Source organism: Pseudothauera lacus (genome assembly GCF_003034845.1).
In the GTDB taxonomy this organism is placed as follows: Bacteria; Pseudomonadota; Gammaproteobacteria; order Burkholderiales; family Rhodocyclaceae; genus Pseudothauera; species Pseudothauera lacus.
In genome coordinates this window covers 272,517-291,381 of the sequence record NZ_PZKC01000005.1, presented here as the reverse complement: position 1 = coordinate 291,381, position 18,865 = coordinate 272,517, and the positions used below count along the sequence as shown (strand labels likewise).

Here is an 18,865-nt window from a genome sequence, read left to right as displayed (position 1 = left end):
TCCGGCGGCGGGGTGATCCACGACAATGATGCCTCCTTCCTGCGCCCGGCGCGGGGATGCCTACCGTTGCCTGCCGCCCTCCATGCCCCACACCAGCACCGTGAATGACACCAACGTTTTCGAGATCTTCCCCTGGAGCAGCAACCTCGAAACCGGCATCGCCCTCATCGACGCCCAGCACCGCAAGCTCGTCGAACTGCTCAACCGCCTTGCCGAGCAGCACATCCGCGGCGCCAGCGCCGAAGAGATCGGCGCCATCCTCGGCGAGCTGGCTGACTACGCCGACTATCACTTCCGCAGCGAAGAGGCGATCTGGGCCGAAGCCTTCGCCGACGATGCACGCTACCGTGAGCACGTCCATACCCACGAAGCCTTCTTCGCCCGCATCCGCGAGCTGCAGTGCGGCGACCAGCCCTTCACCACCATCCTCGAGGAACTGTTCTCCTTCCTCACCCAGTGGCTGGCCTATCACATCCTCGACAACGACAAGCGCATGGCCAAGGCGGTGATCGCCTGCGGTGAGGGCTGCTCGGTGGCCGCAGCGCACCGTCGCGCCGACGAGGAGATGAGCGGCGCCACCGCGCTGCTCATCCACACCGTGCTGTCGATGTACGAGCGCCTGTCCTCGCAGGCGCTCGACCTGATGCGCGAGAAGCACGCCCGCCTGCGCGCCGAAGCCGCACTCAGCCTCAGCGAGGCGCGCTGGAAGTTCCTTCTCGAAGGCAGCGGCGAAGGCTTGTGGGAATGGAACGCCGCCCCCGCCAGCGCGCATGCCGACCTCCTCCAGCACCTCGACGAGCCCGGCGGACGCCTTCATCCGGACGATCTGGCGCGTGTGCGCACAGCGCTCGCCGAGGCCCTCAGCGCCCCCTCCGATACCTTCAGCTGCCAGTACCGCCTCCTTGGCGAGAACGGGGCGACGCGCTGGATGCGCCTGCGCGGCAAGGTCATCGAGCGCTGCGCCGACGGCCTCGCCACCCGGCTCATCGGCACCCGCCAGGACGTCACCGAGAGCGAGCTGGCCAGCCACATCGTGCGCTTCGGCCACGAGATGCTGTTCATCGCCGATGCCGGCAACCGCGTCATTGCCGTCAACCCGGCATTCAGCGCACTGACCGGCTACCCGGCCAGCGCCTGTATCGGCTGCGACGCCGGCACCCTGTTCGCCGACGACTGGCCGGCAGAACGTCATGCCGACATCGCCAGCGCCTTGCAACACCGCGGGCGCTGGGAGGGCGAGGTGCGCTACCGCCGCCGCGACGCCGACCCGTGCACCGTCTTCCTCACCATCCTGCGCAGCGACACGGCCGACGGCGAACTCGGCCAGTACGTCGCCATCGGCTATGACATCACCGCTTACCGCGCCAGCGAGGCGGCGCTGCGCAACGTCCTCGATGCCGTCCAGGCCGGCACCTGGCAATGGCAGCTCGACACCGCCACGCTGCAGGTGGACAGCCACTGGCAGACCATCCTCGGACGCCCGGCGGACGCTGCCACACTGTCGGCAAACGTCCGCGAAGCCCTGCTTCACCCCGACGACCGCGCACGCAGCGCGGCACTGCTTGCCGCCCATTGCCGCGGCGAGCAGGCGCGTTACGAATGCGAGCTGCGCATGCACCGCGAGGGCATGGGGTGGATCTGGGTGCGCGAGCAGGGCCGCGTCAGCGAGCGCGACGCCAACGGCCGCGCCGTGCGCGTCGCCGGCATCCTGCTCGACATCAACGAGCACAAGACCCATCAGCAGCAGCTCGCCTTCGTCGCCGGCCACGACCCGCTCACCGGCCTGCCCAACCGCAGCCTGCTCACCGAACGCCTGGAGGCGCAGATGGCCACTGCGCGCGACCAGCGTTCGATGCTGGCCCTGGCCTATGTCGACCTTGACGGTTTCGCGGCGATCAATGCCCGCCACGGGCGCAGCGCCGGTGACCAACTGCTGAAGGTGGTCACCACGCGCCTCCGCCAGCGTCTCGGCGAGCGCGCCGAACTCGCGCGCATCGGTGGCGACGAGTTCGCCGTGGTGCTCGACGGCCTCGCCTGCGCCAGCGACTGCCGGGCGCCCGTGCACAGCCTGCTCGACGCCCTCGCCGCGCCGGTGACCCTCGGCGATCTGGCGGTGACGCTGTCGGGCAGCATCGGCGTCAGCCTCTATCCGCAGGACAGCGCCGTGGACGCCGAACAACTGCTGCGCCAGGCCGACCAGGCCATGTACCGCGCCAAACTGGAGGGCAAGAACCGCTTCCACCTCTTCGACCCCGAGCACGACCAGAGCCTGCGCGGCCAGCTCGCCAGCATCGAGGAGATCCGTGGCGCGCTGGCCCGGCGCGAGTTCGTGCTGCACTTCCAGCCCAAGGTGAACATGCGCAGTGGCACCGTGCTCGGCTTCGAGGCGCTGATCCGCTGGCAGCACCCCGAACGCGGGCTGCTCGCCCCGGCCCTGTTCATCCCGCAGATCGAGGCCCATCCGCTGTCGATCGCGGTCGGCGACTGGGTGCTCGATGCCGCGCTGACCCAGCTTGCCGGCTGGCGCGCCGCGGGCCTGCACACCACGGTGAGCGTCAACATCGGCAGCGCCCAGTTGCAGGACCCCGACTTCTTCAACCGCCTGCAGAAGCTGCTCGCCACCCACCCGCAGGTCGACGCCGCGCAGTTGCAGCTGGAGATCCTCGAAACCGGCGCCCTTGAAGACATCAGGCACGTCTGCGAGCTGATCGCGCGCTGCCGCACGCTGGGGGTCAGCTTCGCGCTCGACGACTTCGGCACCGGCTATTCCTCGCTGACCTATCTGAAGCGCCTCGACGCCGACACCATCAAGATCGACCAGAGCTTCGTGCGCGACATGCTCGACGATGCCGAGCACGTCGCCATCATCGACAGCATCCTCGGCCTGGCGCGCACCTTCGGCCGCCAGCCACTCGCCGAGGGCGTGGAAACCGCCGAGCACGCCCGCCGCCTGCTCGACATCGGCTGCGACTGCGGGCAGGGCTACGGCATCGCGCGGCCGATGGCGGCCGCGTACGTGGGCGACTGGCTGGCGCAGTGGCAGCGCAGCCGCCCGGACTTCATTCAGGGATAGATCACCTCGACGGCATCGGCCGCCGGCAGCCACTCGCGCAGGCCGTCGAGCAGGGCGTCGTCGGGGCGCACCCGCCAGGCCTCGCCCAAGGGCAGCTCGCCCTCCGCGCTGGCATTGCGGTAGCGCAGGCGCACCGCACAGCCACCGTCACGGAAAGGCGTGAGCAAGGTTTGCAGGCGCTCCACGGCAGCCTGCGGAGCGGCGCTGGCATCGCCGTTGATGCGCAGTTCGAGCGCACGGGCGTGGCGCGCGCGGGCATCGCCGAGCGAGTGCAGACGTTCGGCAATGACGCGCAGGCCGCCCTCGCCATTGAAGTCGTCCTTGCTGACCTTGCCTTCGACCACCAGCACCTCGTCAGTGACGATCTTGCCCCGGCTGGCCTCCAGCACTTCCGAATACACCGCCACCTCGCGCGCCTGGGTGCCGTCGTCGAGCTGGATGAAGGCCATCTTGCCGCGGTTGCCCATCTTGGTGCGCACATCCATCACCACCCCGGCCATGGTCACCGGCTCGCGCGAGGGCTCGAGCTGGGCCAGGGTGCGGCGCACGAAACGGCGCACCTCGGCCTTGAAGGCATTGAAGGGGTGGCCGGAAAGAAAGAAGCCGATGGCGGTCTTCTCCTCCTTGAGACGCTCGCGCTCCGACCACGGGCGCACCCTGGCGAACTCCGGCGCCGCCCCGGCGGCCTCCGGGATCATGTCGAAGAGCCCACCCTGCAGCGCATTGGCGGCCGCCTGCTCGGCGGCGTCCATGGCCAGCGCGACGGTGGCGATGAGCTGGGCGCGGTCGATGCCGGCGTGCCCCGGCAGAGCGTCCATCGCCCCGCCGCGGATGAGCGCCTCGATGACGCGGCGGTTGACCTGGCGGCGGTCGACGCGCTCGCAGAAGTCGAACAGGTCGCGGAAGGCGCCACCCTTCTCGCGCGCGGCGAGGATGGCGCGCACCGCCGGCTCGCCGCAGCCCTTCACCGCACCGAGGCCATAGCGGATGGTCTTGCGGTCCACCGGCACGAAACGGTAATCCGATTCGTTGACGTCCGGCGGCAATACCTTGATGCCGTTGGCCACCGTGTCTTCATAGAAGATCTTGATGGTGTCGGTGTTGTCGAGATCGGACGACATCGTCGCCGCCATGAAGGCGGCGCAGTGGTGCGCCTTGAGCCAGGCAGTGTGGTAGGTGACCACCGCATAGGCCGCGGTATGCGACTTGTTGAAGCCGTACTCGGCGAACTTGGTCATCAGGTCGAAGAGCTGCTCGGCGAGCGCCGGGTCGTAGCCCTTCTGCTGCGCGCCCTCGGCGATGGTGGCGCGGTGCTTGGCCATCTCCTCGGGCTTCTTCTTGCCCATCGCGCGGCGCAGCATGTCGGCGCCGCCGAGGGTGTAGCCGCCGATGATCTGGCTGATCTGCATCACCTGTTCCTGGTACACGATGACGCCGTAGGTCGGCTCCAGGCAGGCTTTCAGGTCCGGGTGGAAATAGTCGATCTCCTGCAGACCCTTCTTGCGCAGGATGAAGTCGTCCACCATGCCCGAGCCCAGCGGCCCCGGGCGGTACAGCGCGAGTACCGCGATGATGTCTTCGAAGCGGTCGGGGGCGAGCTTCTTGAGGAGCTTCTTCATGCCGTCCGATTCGACCTGGAAGATCGCCGTGGTATTGGCGTCCTTGAGGATCTGGTAGGCGGCCGGGTCCTCGAAACCCAGGCTCATCAGGTCCGGGCGGCTGCCTTCCAGGCGCTGCACGTATTCCAGCGCCAGCTCGATGATGGTGAGGTTGCGCAGGCCGAGGAAGTCGAACTTGACCAGGCCGACGGCCTCGACGTCGTCCTTGTCGAACTGCGACACCGGCGTGGCGTCGTCGCCATCGGCAATGTAGAGCGGGCAGAAGTCGGTGAGCTTGCCCGGCGCGATGAGCACGCCGCCGGCGTGCATGCCGACGCCGCGGGTGAGGCCTTCGAGCGGCTCGGCCAGGCCCCACAGGGTCTGGATGGCCTCGCCGTCGTTGCCGTCCTTCATCATCTCGCCGATCTGCGGCTCCATCTCGTAGGCCTTGGCCAGCGACACCGGCTTGGCGCCCTCGATCGGGATCAGCTTGGAGAGACGGTCGCACAGGCCGTAGGGCAGGTCGAGCACGCGGCCGACGTCGCGCACCACCGCCTTGGAGGCCATGGTGCCGAAGGTGGCGATCTGGCTCACCGCCTCCTTGCCGTAGCGTTCGCGCACGTACTCGATGACGCGGTAGCGGTTGTCCTGGCAGAAGTCGATGTCGAAGTCAGGCATCGACACCCGCTCGGGGTTGAGGAAGCGCTCGAACAGCAGGGCGTATTCGAGCGGGTCGAGGTCGGTGATGTCAAGAGAATAGGCCACCAGCGAACCGGCCCCCGAACCGCGCCCCGGACCCACTGGCACGCCGTTCTTCTTGCCCCAGCGGATGAAGTCGGCAACGATCAGGAAGTAGCCCGGGAAACCCATCTGGATGATGGTGTCGGTCTCGAACTTGAGGCGCTCCTCGTAACGCGGGCGCTGGCGTTCGCGCTCCTCCGCGTCCGGGTAGAGCTGGGCGAGGCGCACCTCCAGCCCGGCCTTGGCCTCAGCCACCAGGAAGTCGTCCAGGCTCATGCCGTCCGGGGTGGGGAACTGCGGCAGGAAGTTCTTGCCCAGCTGCACCGTCAGCGAGCAACGCCGGGCGATCTCCACAGCGTTTTCCAGCGCCTCGGGCAGATCGGCGAAGAGTTCGCACATCTGCGCCTGGCTCTTGAAGTACTGTTCCTCGGTGAAGTTCTTCGGCCGCCGCTTGTCGGCCAGCACATAGCCCTCGGCGATGCACACGCGCGCCTCGTGGGCGCGGAAGTCGTCGGGCTTGAGGAACTGCACCGGGTGGGTGGCAACCACCGGCAGGCCGAGCTTGCCGGCCAGCTGCACGGCCTGGCGGATGTAGGTTTCGGTGCCCGGATGGCCGGCACGCTGCAGTTCGATGTAGAAAGCGTCAGGGAACAGCCGCGCCCAGTCGGCGGCGAGCTGCTCGGCGAGCACGGCATTGCCGTTGGCGAGCGCCACGCCGACCTCGCCGTGCTGCGCCCCGGACAGGCAGATCAGTCCACTGGCGGCACCGCCTTCGAACCACTCGCGGCGCAGCTCGGCACGGCCGCGGTGCTTGTTGTCGAGAAAGGCGCGGGTGAGCAGTTCGCACAGCTGGCCGTAGCCTTCGCGGTGGCGGCAGATCAGCAGCACCCGGGTGGGCTTGTCGCGCTCGGCGTCGTTGGTGATCCACGCATCGACACCGACAATGGGCTTGATCCCGCTGCCGCGCGCGCCTTTGTAGAACTTCACCATGCCGAACAGGTTGGCGAGATCGGAGATGCCCAGCGCCGGCATGCCGTCGTCGGCAGCGGCCTTGAGGGCCTGGTCGATCTGCACGATGCCATCCACCACCGAGAATTCGGTGTGCATGCGCAGATGAACGAAACGGGGCTGGGTGGGAGCGGGGGCGTTCATGGGGCGATTTTACCCGAGCACGGCACACGCTTCGGTTCTGTCTGCAGCGCCCGGGCAGGACACCGCGAGCTGACACGCCCGCCACGCCGGCAACCCGGGCACCACCCACATCGCCTGCTCAGCGCATCGCCGCCAGCAGGGCCGCGGCCGACGCCCTGCTGAGTCCCGCGCCGTAGACCGCGATCCACAGCGTACCGGCACCGTCTCCGGCAATCGCACTAAGCGTGTTGCGCGGCAGACCGCCGCGCTCGTCCAGCACCAGCCAGCGCCCCTGCTCCCAAGCGTACAACCCGCCATCCCAGCCAGCCACCCACACGCGGTCCGCGACGCGCGCGATCGCCCGCACCCGTTCGCCCTGCAGTTCGTGCCGCAACAAGCGCCCCGTCTCGTCCAGCACCAACAGCCCGACATTGCTGCCAAGCAGCAGGCCGCCGTCCTCGGTGCGGTGGAGCGCGCCGATCCCGCCGCGCGCCTGCTCACCTTGCCACCAGCGCTGCCAGCGGCCATCCCTCAAGCGCCACACTCCATCCTTGCCGGCCGCGAAGACGCCCCCCGCGCCGTCATCCACCAGGGCGCTCACCTGGCTCGTCCCCAGTTCGGCAACCTGCGTCAGGCCGCCATCGGTGCGGTAGCGCCACAAGCCATCCCCGCCCCCCACCAGGAGCTCGCCAGCGTGGATCAGCAAGGCCTCAATCCGCCGGCCCAGCGGCGCCTCGCGCGCCGAAAGCCGCACCCACTGCCCGGCACGGTGGTACAGCAACTCGCCGTACCAGGTGCCGAGCCAGAGTTCGTCCCCGTCGCCGACCAGGAAGGTTGACATGGCGTCAGCGCGCCCCTCGAAGCGTGCCCGATAGATCTGCGGGTCGAGCACGGTGCGTAGTTCGTCGCCCTCGATGCGCACCAGCGCGTATTTGCCCAGCGCCCAGACCACGCCGTCGGCTTGCACCTGCAAGGCCATCGCATCGCGATCGATCACCTTGGTGGGGGTAAGCAGATGCTGCACGTGGAGGCCCCGCACCTGCCCACGCAACGCCTCGGCAGCCTGCTCGACGGGCTGCGGTGCCACCCACCACAGCGCCCCCAGCCCCACCAGCAGCGCCACCGGCAGACCGAGTTCGAAGGCGTAGGGGGCAAGAAAGCGCGCGCGCGGCACCGCCCCGCGGCGGAGGGGGGCCGACACCTGCGCGGCATCGCAGCGGTACACCGGCAACGCGAATGCGGCGTGGAAGTCGATGCCCGGCTCACTCGCCTCGACCACCAGTTCCCAGTAGTGCACATCGGGTGCTGCGGTGAGGCGGGTGTATCGCCCGGGTTCGGCCGGGATTTCGAACTCGATCTCGGCCTGCGCCGCACGCAGATCGGGCGCCATCGTCCACTCGCGCACCACGAGCGCAGTCGCCTTATGGGTTGTCTGCCGGGTGCTGCCGCTACCCGTGCTTACGAACTGCTCGGTCACGTAGCGCAGGGTCAACCTGAGCCTGGCGCAACGGTTGGGCGCCAGCCCAACGCGCAGCGGCCGCCCGGGCAGGAAGGGGAACTGCGCGAAACTGAGCCGCGCATTGCCGTACTTGAGATAACGCGCCAAGCCGTACAGGCAGGTACCCGCAGCCAGTACCAACATCACATCGAAGAAGGCGGTGATCAGCCGAACGGTGAGCACGCCCTCGTCGCTGAAGAAGGCCCACCAGTTGAACGGAACCAGCAGGGCGCCCATGGCCAAGGTGCCGGCCAGCGCCTCGACCAAGCGCCTGCCAGCATCATCGGTGACCCCCGAGGTATCCCAGGGATAATCGGCCAACCAGGGCTGGTCAGCGTAGCGGCTGCGCAAGCGCGCGGCCTGACGGCCGGCCCACAAGCCGCGCAAGGCATGCGCGGCGAGTAGCAGACCGGAGGCCAGAAAGGCGACGCCGGTCCAGCCCAGCACCGCCATCGGGCCGCGGGCAGTGCCGGGGAAAGGCGCCATCCCGAAGCCTGCAAGGGCGTAATAGGCACCGATCAGGATGAACGGCAGCGCCACCAGCAGCGCCAGCCAGCCATAGGCCGTGCGTGCGATGCGCGTCTGATGCCTGCCGGTACGCCGCCCCTCGTCCGTCTTCATGCTGCGCTCCCCCGTGCGTTCCGGGCGGGGCCACGCCCGCACGGAACGGGGGACAGCATATCAGTCCCTGCGCACGTCCTTGGGGGCTTCCTTGCGCCACTGCGCCAGCCAGTGCTCCATCTGGCGGCCGGCGGCTTCACGCCCGCCGAGCCCGAAGGACAGCGCCACGGCAACGGCCACCGCGCCCAGCGTCAGGCCGAAGGCGAGGTTGACGATGTCGTCGGCAATCCCCATCGCCCGCAGGCCCATCGCCAGCACCAGGCCGAGGATGGCAACACGGGCGACGCGCGCAAGGCCGCCGGTGTGCTCGCCGCTGGCGTTGTTGATGGCATCGTGGGCGAGATTGGCGAGCCAGAAACCGATCACCAGGATCACTCCGCCGAGGAGGATGTCGCCACCGAACTGGATGAACAGCGCAACGATGTCGCTCACCTGGGTGAAGCCGAGGCGGTTGGCAGCCTCGACGGTGGCGAACAGCATGGCGAAGAACAGCACCAGGCGGCCGACCAGCACCGAGGCGGTGAGCTCACCCTTGAAGGCGTGGGCAAAGCCCAGACGCCCCGGCAGCAGGTCGAAGCCGATGCCGGCGAGCAGCTTCGCCGCCAGCCCGGCGGCAAAGCGCGCAACGAACCAGGTCACGGTGAGGATCACCGCCGCGGCGAGAATGTGCGGCACGGCATTGAAGAACTGCTGCAGCATGTCGATGGCGGGGCCGGACACCGCCTCGACCTTGAGCGCATCGAGGGCGGCGATGAGGCTGGGCACGAAGACCAGGATGAACACCAGGATGCCGGCGAGGCGGGAAACCTTCACCGTCTCCGCCAGCCCCACGCTGCCACCGAGCTTGTCGGCGCCGGCCGCCGCGAGCAGGTTGGAGACCAGTCCGCGGAGCACGCTGGCGACCAGCCAGCCGACGAAACCGATTACCGCCGCAGCGAAGATGTTGGGCACCATGGACAGTGCCTGGTCGATCATGCCCTGCACCGGTTCGAGCAGGCCGTGGAGCTGGAAGGCACCAAGCACGGCAGGCAGGAAGAGCAGGATCACCAGCCAGAACAGTACGTTGGCGAGATTGGCACTCATCGGCTCCATGCCCGCTTCGGCGGCCAGGCGGTCATCGAGGGTAGTGGCGGCGAGCGCCTTGCGCGTCAGTGCGCGCAGCACCGTGGCCACCACCCAGGCCACCACGGTGAGGACCGTGCCGGCGAGCAGATGGGGCAGATAGGTGGTGATGCGCTCGAGCAGTGCAGCGAAGGGCGCCGAAACGGTCTGCAGGTCGAGGGCGTTGAGCACCGCGATGAGGGTGACCAGTAGGACCAGCCAGAACACCGTCAGCGCGCCCGCCTTTTCGACGTCGAAGGCCTGCCCGGTGGTGCTGGCGAGGCGTTCGTTGACGCGGGCGACGATCAGCAGCCGCCGCACCAGGGCGCGCAGGCTGACGGCGGCAAACCAGCCGATGGCCAGGATGGCCAGGGCGCCCAGGACGGTCGGCAGGCTGCCGCCCAGCGTCGCGCCCAGCGTACTCCACATCGTGCTCTGTTCCATGCTGTGTTCTCCGTGACTGTGGGAAGGGATAGTGCCTCCGCAAGGGCGGCGTCATCCGTTAACCATAGCCGCTGAGTACGCGCATGGTGTGTTGCAATTCGAAACTTTTTGCGCCGCACAAGAGCGCCGCGCTCACCCTTAGCGCTGCGCCGCGCGCGCCCCGATGGCCGCCAGCTCGCGCTTGCGACGTTCGTCGGCGGCATGGATGGCGGCCTTCCGGGCTTCGCCCAGCGGCTCTCCGAGATCCTGCTCAAGGGCCGCCAGCAGACGCGCCACCGTTGCGGTGATGCGGCGCTCGTCGGGCATCGCCTCGCGCACCCGTGCCGCGGGCACGCCGACGATGGCGGCAACCTCGGCGACGAAGCGATCCTCGACGTTGCGGCTCTCCGCCTTCGCCCACGCACTCTGGGCCGGCGTCAGCGCGCCCTGTGCATGGGCGGCGGGCAAGGCCGCCGCCAGGCAGCCGATCAGCAGGACATGCAGGAAGTGGCGTCTCATGGCAGCAGGATAGTCGAACCGGTGGTGCGGCGCCCTTCCAGCGCACCGTGGGCGGCGGCCGCGTCGGCAAGCGCGAAACGCTGATTGACTTCTATCTTCACCTGCCCGCCCGCCACCACGGCGAAGAGCTCGGCAGCCATGGCGAGCAGATCCTCGCGGCCTGCGGTATAGGTGAACAGCGTCGGGCGGGTGAGGAAGAGCGAGCCCATCCTGGCGAGCAGGCCGATGTCGAAGGGCGGCACCGGACCGGAGGCGGCGCCGAACAGCACCATGGTGCCGAGCGGGCGCAGGCAGGCCAGCGAATCCATGAAGGTGTCCGCGCCGATCGAGTCGTACACCACCGGCACGCCGGCGCCGCCGGTGATTTCGCGCACCCGTTCGGCGAACTTCTCGCGGGTGTAGACGATGGGGTGGTCGCAACCGTGCGCGCGCGCCAGTGCGGCCTTCTCGTCGGAGCCGACGGTACCGATCACCGTGGCGCCGAGTGCCTTGGCCCACTGGCAGACGATGAGGCCGACGCCGCCGGCCGCGGCGTGGATGAGAATGGTGTCGCCGGCCTGCACGCGGTAGGTGCGGCGCAGCAGGTATTGCGCGGTGAGACCCTGCAGCATCATCGCCGCGCCCTGTTCGAAGGACAGCGCGGCGGGGAGCTTCACCAGGCGGTCGGCGGCGATGTTGCGCACCTCGGCGTAGGCGCCCAGCGCGCCGCCGGCATAGGCCACGCGGTCGCCGGCGCTGAGATCGGTCACCCCTTCGCCCACCGCCTCGACCACACCCGCGCCTTCGAGGCCGATGCCCGAGGGCAGCGGTACCGGGTAGAGGCCGCTGCGGTGGTAGGTATCGATGTAGTTCAGACCCACCGCATGGTGGCGCACCCGCGCCTCGCCGGGGCCCGGCGCGGCGACATCGACGGCCTCCCACTGCAGCACTTCAGGGCCGCCGGTGCGGTGAAAGCGGATGGCCTGGGGCATGGTCTGTCTCCTCTGTCTGGGGTGGCGGATGGCGTGGATTATCACGGCAGAAAGGACAACGGCGCCACTCTCGGAAACCCGAAGGTGGCGCCGTTGTGTGCGCGTGCGCGCCCTGCGGGATCAGCCCTGGGCTTGCAGGCGCTGTTCGGCGGCATCCACCACCGATACCGCGGTGATGTTAACCAGCCGGCGGACGGTCGCCGAAGGGGTGAGGATGTGTACCGGCAGTGCGGCGCCGAGCAGCATCGGGCCCACCGAAACGCCATCGCCGTTGGCGATCTTCATCAGGTTGAAGGAGATGTTGGCGGCGTCGAGGTTGGGCATCACCAGCAGGTTGGCTTCGCCCTGCAGGGTGGATTCCGGATGCACCTTGGCGCGGATCTCGGCGCTCAGCGCGGCGTCGCCGTGCATCTCGCCATCGCAAAGCAGATCCGGTTCGGAGACACGCAGGATGTCGCGCGCTGCACGCATCTTGCGCGCCGAGGCCGACGAGGAACTGCCGAAGTTGGAGTGCGAGAGCAGCGCCAGGCGCGGTTCGATGCCGAAGCGGCGCAGTTCGTCGGCTGCCATGCGGGCGATCTCGGCCACTTCCTCGGCGTTGGGGCTCTCGTTCACATAGGTGTCGGTAACCGCCAGCACGCGCTTGGGCAGGAGCAGGATGTTCATCGCCGCGAACTGCTTGCAGCCGGGCTTGAGGCCGATGACGTCCTGGACCTGCTTGAGGTGGTAGTCGTAGGTGCCGAAAGTGCCGCACACCAGCGCATCGGCATCGCCGGTACGCAGCAGCATGCAGCCGATCAGCGTGGTGTCGCGACGCATCTTGGCCTTGGCGATGTCCGGGGTGACGCCGTCGCGACTCATCAGGCGGTAGTACTCCTGCCAGAGTTCGCGGTAGCGCGGGTCGGACTCCGGGTTGACGATGTCGAAATCGCGCTCCGGCACCAGATTGAGGCCGATCTTCTTGATGCGCATCTCGATCACGCCGGGACGGCCAATGAGAATGGGCCGCGCCAGGCCTTCGTCGATCACCACGCGGGCGGCGTGCAGCACGCGCTCATCCTCGCCTTCGGCGTACACCACGCGCTTCTGCGCCAGCGGCACGCGCTTGGCGGCGGAGAACACCGGCTTCATGATGATGCCGGACTGGTAGACGAAGTCGGTGAGGCTGGCGACGTAGGCGTCGAAGTCCTCGATCGGTTTGGTGGCCACGCCGGAGTCCATCGCCGCACGGGCCACTGCCGGAGCGATCTTGACGATCAGGCGCGGATCGAAGGGCTTTGGAATGATGTACTCGGGGCCGAAGGACAGTTCCGCACCACCGTAGGCGGAGGCGACGATGTCGTTCTGCTCGGCCTGGGCGAGTTCGGCGATCGCCTTCACGCAAGCCAGCTTCATCTCCTCGTTGATGGTGCTGGCGCCGACGTCGAGCGCACCACGGAAGATGAAGGGGAAGCACAGTACGTTATTGACCTGGTTCGGGAAGTCGGAACGGCCGGTGGCAATGATGCAATCCGGGCGCACCGCCTTGGCGTCGGCGGGAAGAATCTCCGGATTGGGGTTGGCGAGCGCGAAGATCAGCGGCTGCGCAGCCATCTTCTGCACCATCTCGGGCTTCAGCACGCCGGCGGTGGACAGTCCAAGGAAGACGTCCGCGCCGACGATGGCGTCGGCCAGGGTGCGCGCGTCGGTGACCTGGGCGTAGCGCGCCTTGTTGGCCTCCATCTTCTCGTCGCGGCCCTGGTAGATGACGCCCTTGGAGTCGCACACGAAGACGTTCTCGCGCTTCAGCCCCAGGCCCACCATCAGGTCAAGGCAGGCGATGGCCGCGGCGCCGGCGCCGGAGCACACCAGCTTGACCTTGCCGATATCCTTGCCGATCAGCTTCAGGCCGTTGATCAGGCCGGCCGCGGAGATGATCGCGGTGCCGTGCTGATCGTCGTGAAAGACGGGGATCTTCATGCGCTCGCGCAGCTTCTGCTCGATGTAGAAGCACTCCGGCGCCTTGATGTCCTCAAGGTTCACACCACCGAGTGTGGGTTCCAGCGCGGCGATGATGTCGATCAGCTTGTCGGGGTCGTTCTCTGCCAGTTCGATGTCGAAGACGTCGATGTTGGCGAACTTCTTGAACAGGCAGCCCTTGCCTTCCATCACCGGCTTGGAGGCCAGCGGGCCGATGTTGCCCAGCCCCAGCACCGCGGTGCCGTTGGTGATCACCGCCACCAGGTTGCCACGGCTGGTGAGCTCGCGCGCCTCGGCGGGATCGGCGACGATGGCGTCGCAGGCCGCGGCAACGCCGGGCGAATAGGCCAGCGCCAGATCGCGCTGGTTGGTGAGGCCCTTGGTCGGCACCACCGAAATCTTGCCCCGCGTCGGTGCACGGTGATAGTCGAGCGCCGCGGCGATGAAATCCTGATCCATTGTTCTCCCTCTCGGAATGGGTGCGGTAGTCTTGCGTCAGTACGCGTCAGCGCAATGGTGGGCGCATGCAACCGCCTCGCCTATTGCGAACATCCGCAGCTGTTCGGGTTATGGTGGATGAGCGGCGCTGTTCGCGCGCCCTCCTGCTGCGGAGCGGGCCGCCAGCGGCCCGCATGACGCCGGCTTCGGGGAGTGGGCCGGAGCGTGCATGACTGACGAGCACGGAGTGTACTCCACGGCGGCCTGCTTGGGCAGGGGCGCCATGCGCGAGTAAGGGAGCAATGTGTCTACGTATTTCAGGCAAAATGTGAAATAGTTCCGCCAAGCTGCTGTTTTGTTGATGCAATGACGGTCTTCAGCTATCACCAAAGTCCGAAGATCGCAATAATATGCAAAATCGGATGCATAATCGGCACTGCGTGCCACTGCCAGTAATCGTCTTACACGAGGAGCACAGCGAGCTTGTTGGGCAAACTTTTCCGCAGCAGGAGAAGAGGCACCAGCCTCGACCAGGTCGGGGTTGTCATCGATGCCGAGGGCGTGCTCGCGCTGGCCCTGCGCCGCAGCGACGGCCAGCGCCCGCAACTGCTGTCGGTGTTCGCCGGCAACGTCGCAGAGCTCGCTGGCTGGGTGGCCGCTCATTCGCTGCAAGGCGCGCCCACGGCCCTGGTCCTGGAACACGGCAGCTACGGCATCCACCAGCTCGAGCGCCCCGAGGTACCCGCCGAAGAGCTGCGCGCCGCCCTGCGCTGGAAACTCAAGGACCTCCTCGAATACTCCCCCGCGGAAGCGGTGATCGATTTCTTCGAAACCCCACCCGCACGCCAGAAGCGTATCGAACCGGTGCAGGTGGTGGCCGCCCGCCGCACCCTGCTGAAGACGCGCCTTGCCGAACTCGGCGCCGCCGGGCTGGAGCTGGTGCGCATCGACATCCCCGAGTTTGCCCTGCGCAATCTGGTCAGCCGCGCACTGGCCGCCAGTGAAACCACCGCCGTGCTCTACCTGCAGGCCCAGCGCGGGATGCTGGCGATCTGCCGCGACGACCGTTTCTACATGGCGCGCGCGCTCGACCACGGCCTGCGCAGCCTGGGCCAGGGTGGCAGCAGCGGAGAGGACGGCGGGCTGAGCACATGGTCGGACATCGACGACCGCATCGCCCTCGAAGTGCAGCGCACCATGGACTACTATGACAGCCACTTCGGCCACGCCCCGGTGAAGCGCCTGCTGCTGCCCGGCACCCACCCCGGACTCGACCGCCTCGCCGGCTACGCCGCCACCGCACTGGGCATTGCCGCCGAGCGCGCCGGCGCGGCGCAGCTATGCAGCGCTGCCGACGCCCTCGACAGCGACGACGAACGCCTGCCGCTGGCCATCGGCGGGGCACTGGGAATCGACTAGGGCCGCCATGCGCCAGCAAATCAACCTCTTTCAGGACGAACTGCGCGAACGCAAGGCGGTGCTGCCGGGCCGCCAGGTGGTCTTCGCCCTGCTTGCCGTCAGCGCGCTGTGCGTGCTCGCCGCGCTGTGGATGACGCAGCGTGCCGCCACCCCGCGCGACGAACTGCTGCGTGTGAATGGCGCACTCGCCGAACGCCAGGCCAGCGTCGCCGAACTTGGCGGACGCCTTGAGGCGCGCCAGCCCGATGCCGCCCTCGCCGAGCAGGCTCGCCATCTCGAGCGCCGCCTGCAGCACCTGCGCCGGCTGGTCGACATCGCCAGCCGTCCCGCCGCCGACGCACCGCTGTCCACCTTCGTTGCCGGCCTCGGCCGCCAGCGCCCGCAGGGACTGTGGCTGCGCGGCGTGCATATCGGCAACGGCGGTGCCGACCTCGTCCTTCATGGCAGCGTCATCGACGCCGACCTGTTGCCGGTCTATCTTGAAGGGCTGGGCCGTGAAAAGGCGTTTGCCGGGCTCAGCTTCGGCGAGCTCGACATCGTCCGCGGCGGTGACGACGGACGCTGGCTCGATTTCAGCGTCATCGCCGGCTGCAAGCACGGCGGATGCACCACGGACGGCGGGGAGGTGCGATGAAAGAGGCCTGGAACACCCTCCTCGCCCGTCTCGACGCGCGCACCGTGCGCGAGCGCGCCCTGCTCCTCGGCGCCCTCGCGGCACTGCTGATCTTCGTCACCGACAGTCTCTTCATCGCCCCTGCCCAGCGCAGCTGGCGCAGCGACAGCGCACGTCTGACCGAGGCCCGTACCCAGCTCGCCACTCTCGATGCGCAGCAGGCGATGCTGCAGGCCGAGCTCGAGCTCGACCCCGACGCCGCCATGAAGGCCCGCATCGCCGCCCTGCAGCGCGAAGCCAGCGCCACCGGAGTGCGCCTGCAGGAAGCCAGCGCACGTTTCATCAGCGCCACCGAGATGACCCGCGTACTGCGTGCCCTGGTGTCGCAAACCGGCGGTCTCAGCCTGCACGGCCTGCGCAGCCTGCCGGCACAGCCCGTACTCGAACGCCCTGCCGCCGCCGACACTGAAGCAGCCCCGGCGGACACCGGCCCGGGCATCTGGCAGCGCGGTGTGGAGCTCGATCTGCGCGGCGAGTACGCCGCCCTGCTGGCCTACCTCGGTGCCATCGAGGCCCTGCCGTGGACGCTGGGCTGGGAGCTCCTCAGCATCGCCGCTGACGCCGATGGCCAGGCGCGCTTCACCCTGCGTCTGTACACCCTCAGCCTCGACGAGGAGTGGATCGGTGTCTGAAGCCACGCGCCTGCTGCTCACCCTGGCACTGCTCTGCCCGCTCACCGGCAGCGCTGCCGACGGCCCCGTTCCCGACTCCATTCCCGACCCCCTGCGCCCGCCCGCGGGACTGTTCGCCCCCGCCGCAGCGGCGGCCGCAGCGACACCCGCGGACGCCCTCGTCCTGCAGGCCACGCGCATCGGCGCCGACGACCGCTACGCGGTGATCAACGACCTCACGGTGCGCCGCGGCGACCACATCGGCAGCGCCGAGGTGGTACACATCGATGCCGCCGCGGTACGTCTGCGCACCGACGACGGCGACATCACCCTGCAATTTTCCTCCCCGGGGATCAGCAAACGCCCTGCCGGGCGGAACGGAACACGACCATGAGCCCACGCCTGCCCGCCCTCCTCGCCGCCTTGCTGCTTGCCGCCTGCGCCACCCCGCGCCCGGCGCTCAACGGCGAGTCGCCAAGCGACCGCCTGCGCGCCGAGATCGCCGCCAGCCAGCCGCCCGCCGCCGCAGCCGAGGTTCCCCCGGAGGTCGCGGCCTCGCTGCTGCCACCGGTGAGCCTGGAAATTCCGCGGGCGCCCGAACACCGCTTCGACATCGACGTGCGCGAAGTCGAGGCGCGCACCTTCTTCATGTCGCTGCTGCACGACAGCGAGGAGAACATCGTCGTCCACCCGGCGGTCTCCGGCACCCTCACGCTGAGCCTGCGCAACGTCAGCGTGGCCGACGTGCTGACTGCCGTGCGCGACGTTTATGGCTACGACGTGCGCCGCAGCAGCGCGGGCTGGCAGGTCTTCCCGGCCGCCCTGCAGTCACGCATGTTCAACGTCAACTACATCAACCTCACCCGCGAAGGGCGCACCGAAACCCGGGTCAGCTCCGGACAGCTGCGCGGCGGCGGCAGCGGCAGCAGCCAGAGCGGCAGCACCTCGGGCAGCGACAACGCCGCCCCGGCCAGCAGCCAGATCGAGACCGCCAGTCGCAGCGATTTCTGGGCCGAACTCGAGCAATCCCTGCAACTCATCATCGGCAGCACCGCCGGTGCCGACAGCAATGGCCGCGCCGTGGTGATCAATCCGCACACCGGGCTGGTGCTGGTGCGCGGCATGCCCGCCGAGCTGCGCGAGGTGGAGAGCTTCCTGCGCTCGCTGCAGTCGAGCATCACCCGCCAGGTGCTGCTCGAAGCCAAGATCCTCGAGGTCGAACTCTCCGACGGCTTCCAGAGCGGCATCAACTGGGCGGCGCTGGGCAGACCCGGCAGCGACAAGACCATCGTCGGCGGCATGACCGGTGGCGGCACCATCTTCGGCAGCGGCGCTTCCGACATCCGCGGCCAGACCGGCGTGCTCGACCCGCGCGCGCTGCAGGAAGTCCAGAACACCCTGGCCTCGGGCTTTGGCGGGGTGTTCTCGCTGGCCCTCAACCTCAACGACTTCACCGCCTTCATCGAACTGCTGAAGACCCAGGGCGACGTGCAGGTGCTCTCCAGCCCGCGCATCGCGACGATGAACAACCAGAAGGCAGTGATCAAGGTCGGCACCGACGAGTTCTTCGTCACCCGCGTGTCGAGCAACAACACCACCACCGGCACCACCACCAACACCAACCCGGAGATCGAGCTCACGCCCTTCTTCTCCGGCATCGCCCTCGACGTCACCCCGCAGATCGACCACAACGGCGAGATCATCCTGCACGTGCGCCCGGCGGTCAGCGAGGTGGTTGACCAGACCAAGACCCTCACCGTCTTCGGCCAGACCCAGACCTTGCCCCTGGCGCTGTCCAGCACGCGCGAATCGGACAGCATCGTGCGTGCGCGCAACGGCCAGATCATCGTCATCGGCGGCCTCATGCAGGACGTGCAGCGCGACGGCAAGGCCAGCCTGCCGGTGCTCGGCGACATGCCGGTGCTCGGCCACCTCTTCCGCCACACCCAGCAGAGCCGCCGCAAGACCGAACTGGTGATCCTGCTCAAGCCGATAGTGGTCGACGACGAGCAGGTCTGGCACGACGACCTGCGCGCCACCGGCCAGCGCATCGACACCCTCGCGCCCCCGCAGGGGCCGCTGCGCTGAG

At 68.4% G+C, this 18,865-nt stretch carries 12 protein-coding genes; 6 read left to right on the top strand and 6 right to left on the bottom strand.

Annotation, left to right across the window (positions count from 1 at the left end; genetic code table 11):
* The first annotated feature begins 82 nt into the window (after positions 1 to 82).
* Complete coding sequence (locus C8261_RS08495) at positions 83 to 3,073, top strand: bacteriohemerythrin (RefSeq protein WP_181358890.1); 2,991 nt, start codon at positions 83 to 85, stop codon at positions 3,071 to 3,073.
* Here the strand turns inward: C8261_RS08495 and dnaE are convergent.
* The 6 genes from dnaE to C8261_RS08465 all read right to left on the bottom strand — a co-directional run bounded on the left by dnaE (position 3,064) and on the right by C8261_RS08465 (position 14,094).
* Positions 3,064 to 6,564 (bottom strand): DNA polymerase III subunit alpha, encoded by a 3,501-nt coding sequence (gene dnaE, locus C8261_RS08490; protein WP_107493236.1) that lies wholly within the window; start codon positions 6,562 to 6,564, stop codon positions 3,064 to 3,066. The genes C8261_RS08495 and dnaE overlap by 10 nt on opposite strands.
* 118 nt (positions 6,565 to 6,682) lie before the next feature.
* A complete protein-coding gene (locus tag C8261_RS08485) occupies positions 6,683 to 8,662 on the bottom strand; it encodes a ligand-binding sensor domain-containing protein (RefSeq protein ID WP_107493235.1) in 1,980 nt (659 codons plus the stop codon).
* Between the two features lie 60 nt (positions 8,663 to 8,722).
* Positions 8,723 to 10,207: a mechanosensitive ion channel gene (locus tag C8261_RS08480; protein WP_107493234.1), complete on the bottom strand. Its 1,485-nt coding sequence runs from the start codon at positions 10,205 to 10,207 to the stop codon at positions 8,723 to 8,725.
* 138 nt (positions 10,208 to 10,345) lie between these two features.
* Positions 10,346 to 10,705, bottom strand: coding sequence for a hypothetical protein (locus tag C8261_RS08475; RefSeq protein WP_219905163.1), 360 nt, complete (start codon positions 10,703 to 10,705; stop codon positions 10,346 to 10,348).
* Positions 10,702 to 11,676 carry a quinone oxidoreductase family protein gene (locus tag C8261_RS08470; protein ID WP_107493233.1) on the bottom strand — a complete coding sequence of 325 codons (975 nt, stop codon included), beginning with the start codon at positions 11,674 to 11,676 and terminating at the stop codon, positions 10,702 to 10,704. Before C8261_RS08470 ends, C8261_RS08475 begins: the two co-directional genes overlap by 4 nt.
* Before the next feature lie 120 nt (positions 11,677 to 11,796).
* Positions 11,797 to 14,094, bottom strand: a complete 2,298-nt coding sequence (locus C8261_RS08465) for an NADP-dependent malic enzyme (RefSeq protein WP_107493232.1) — start codon at positions 14,092 to 14,094, stop codon at positions 11,797 to 11,799.
* Positions 14,095 to 14,556: 462 nt separating this feature from the next.
* On the opposite strand from C8261_RS08465, the gene pilM reads away from it, so the two are divergent.
* Genes pilM through mshL form a run of 5 tightly spaced genes read left to right on the top strand, consistent with a single transcriptional unit; the run spans position 14,557 to position 18,864 of the window.
* A complete protein-coding gene (pilM, locus tag C8261_RS08460) occupies positions 14,557 to 15,492 on the top strand; it encodes a type IV pilus biogenesis protein PilM (RefSeq protein ID WP_146161661.1) in 936 nt (311 codons plus the stop codon).
* 7 nt (positions 15,493 to 15,499) lie between these two features.
* The gene (locus tag C8261_RS08455; protein WP_107493230.1) at positions 15,500 to 16,126 is read left to right on the top strand and encodes a hypothetical protein; all 627 of its coding nucleotides are present in this window, start codon (positions 15,500 to 15,502) and stop codon (positions 16,124 to 16,126) included.
* Entirely contained in the window at positions 16,123 to 16,797 is a 675-nt protein-coding gene (locus C8261_RS08450) for a type II secretion system protein M (RefSeq protein ID WP_181358889.1), read from the top strand. Before C8261_RS08455 ends, C8261_RS08450 begins: the two co-directional genes overlap by 4 nt.
* The gene (locus tag C8261_RS08445; protein ID WP_107493228.1) at positions 16,790 to 17,170 is read left to right on the top strand and encodes a hypothetical protein; all 381 of its coding nucleotides are present in this window, start codon (positions 16,790 to 16,792) and stop codon (positions 17,168 to 17,170) included. Before C8261_RS08450 ends, C8261_RS08445 begins: the two co-directional genes overlap by 8 nt.
* Positions 17,167 to 18,864, top strand: a complete 1,698-nt coding sequence (mshL, locus tag C8261_RS08440; protein ID WP_107493227.1) for a pilus (MSHA type) biogenesis protein MshL — start codon at positions 17,167 to 17,169, stop codon at positions 18,862 to 18,864. Before C8261_RS08445 ends, mshL begins: the two co-directional genes overlap by 4 nt.
* Position 18,865: the final 1 nt, after the last annotated feature.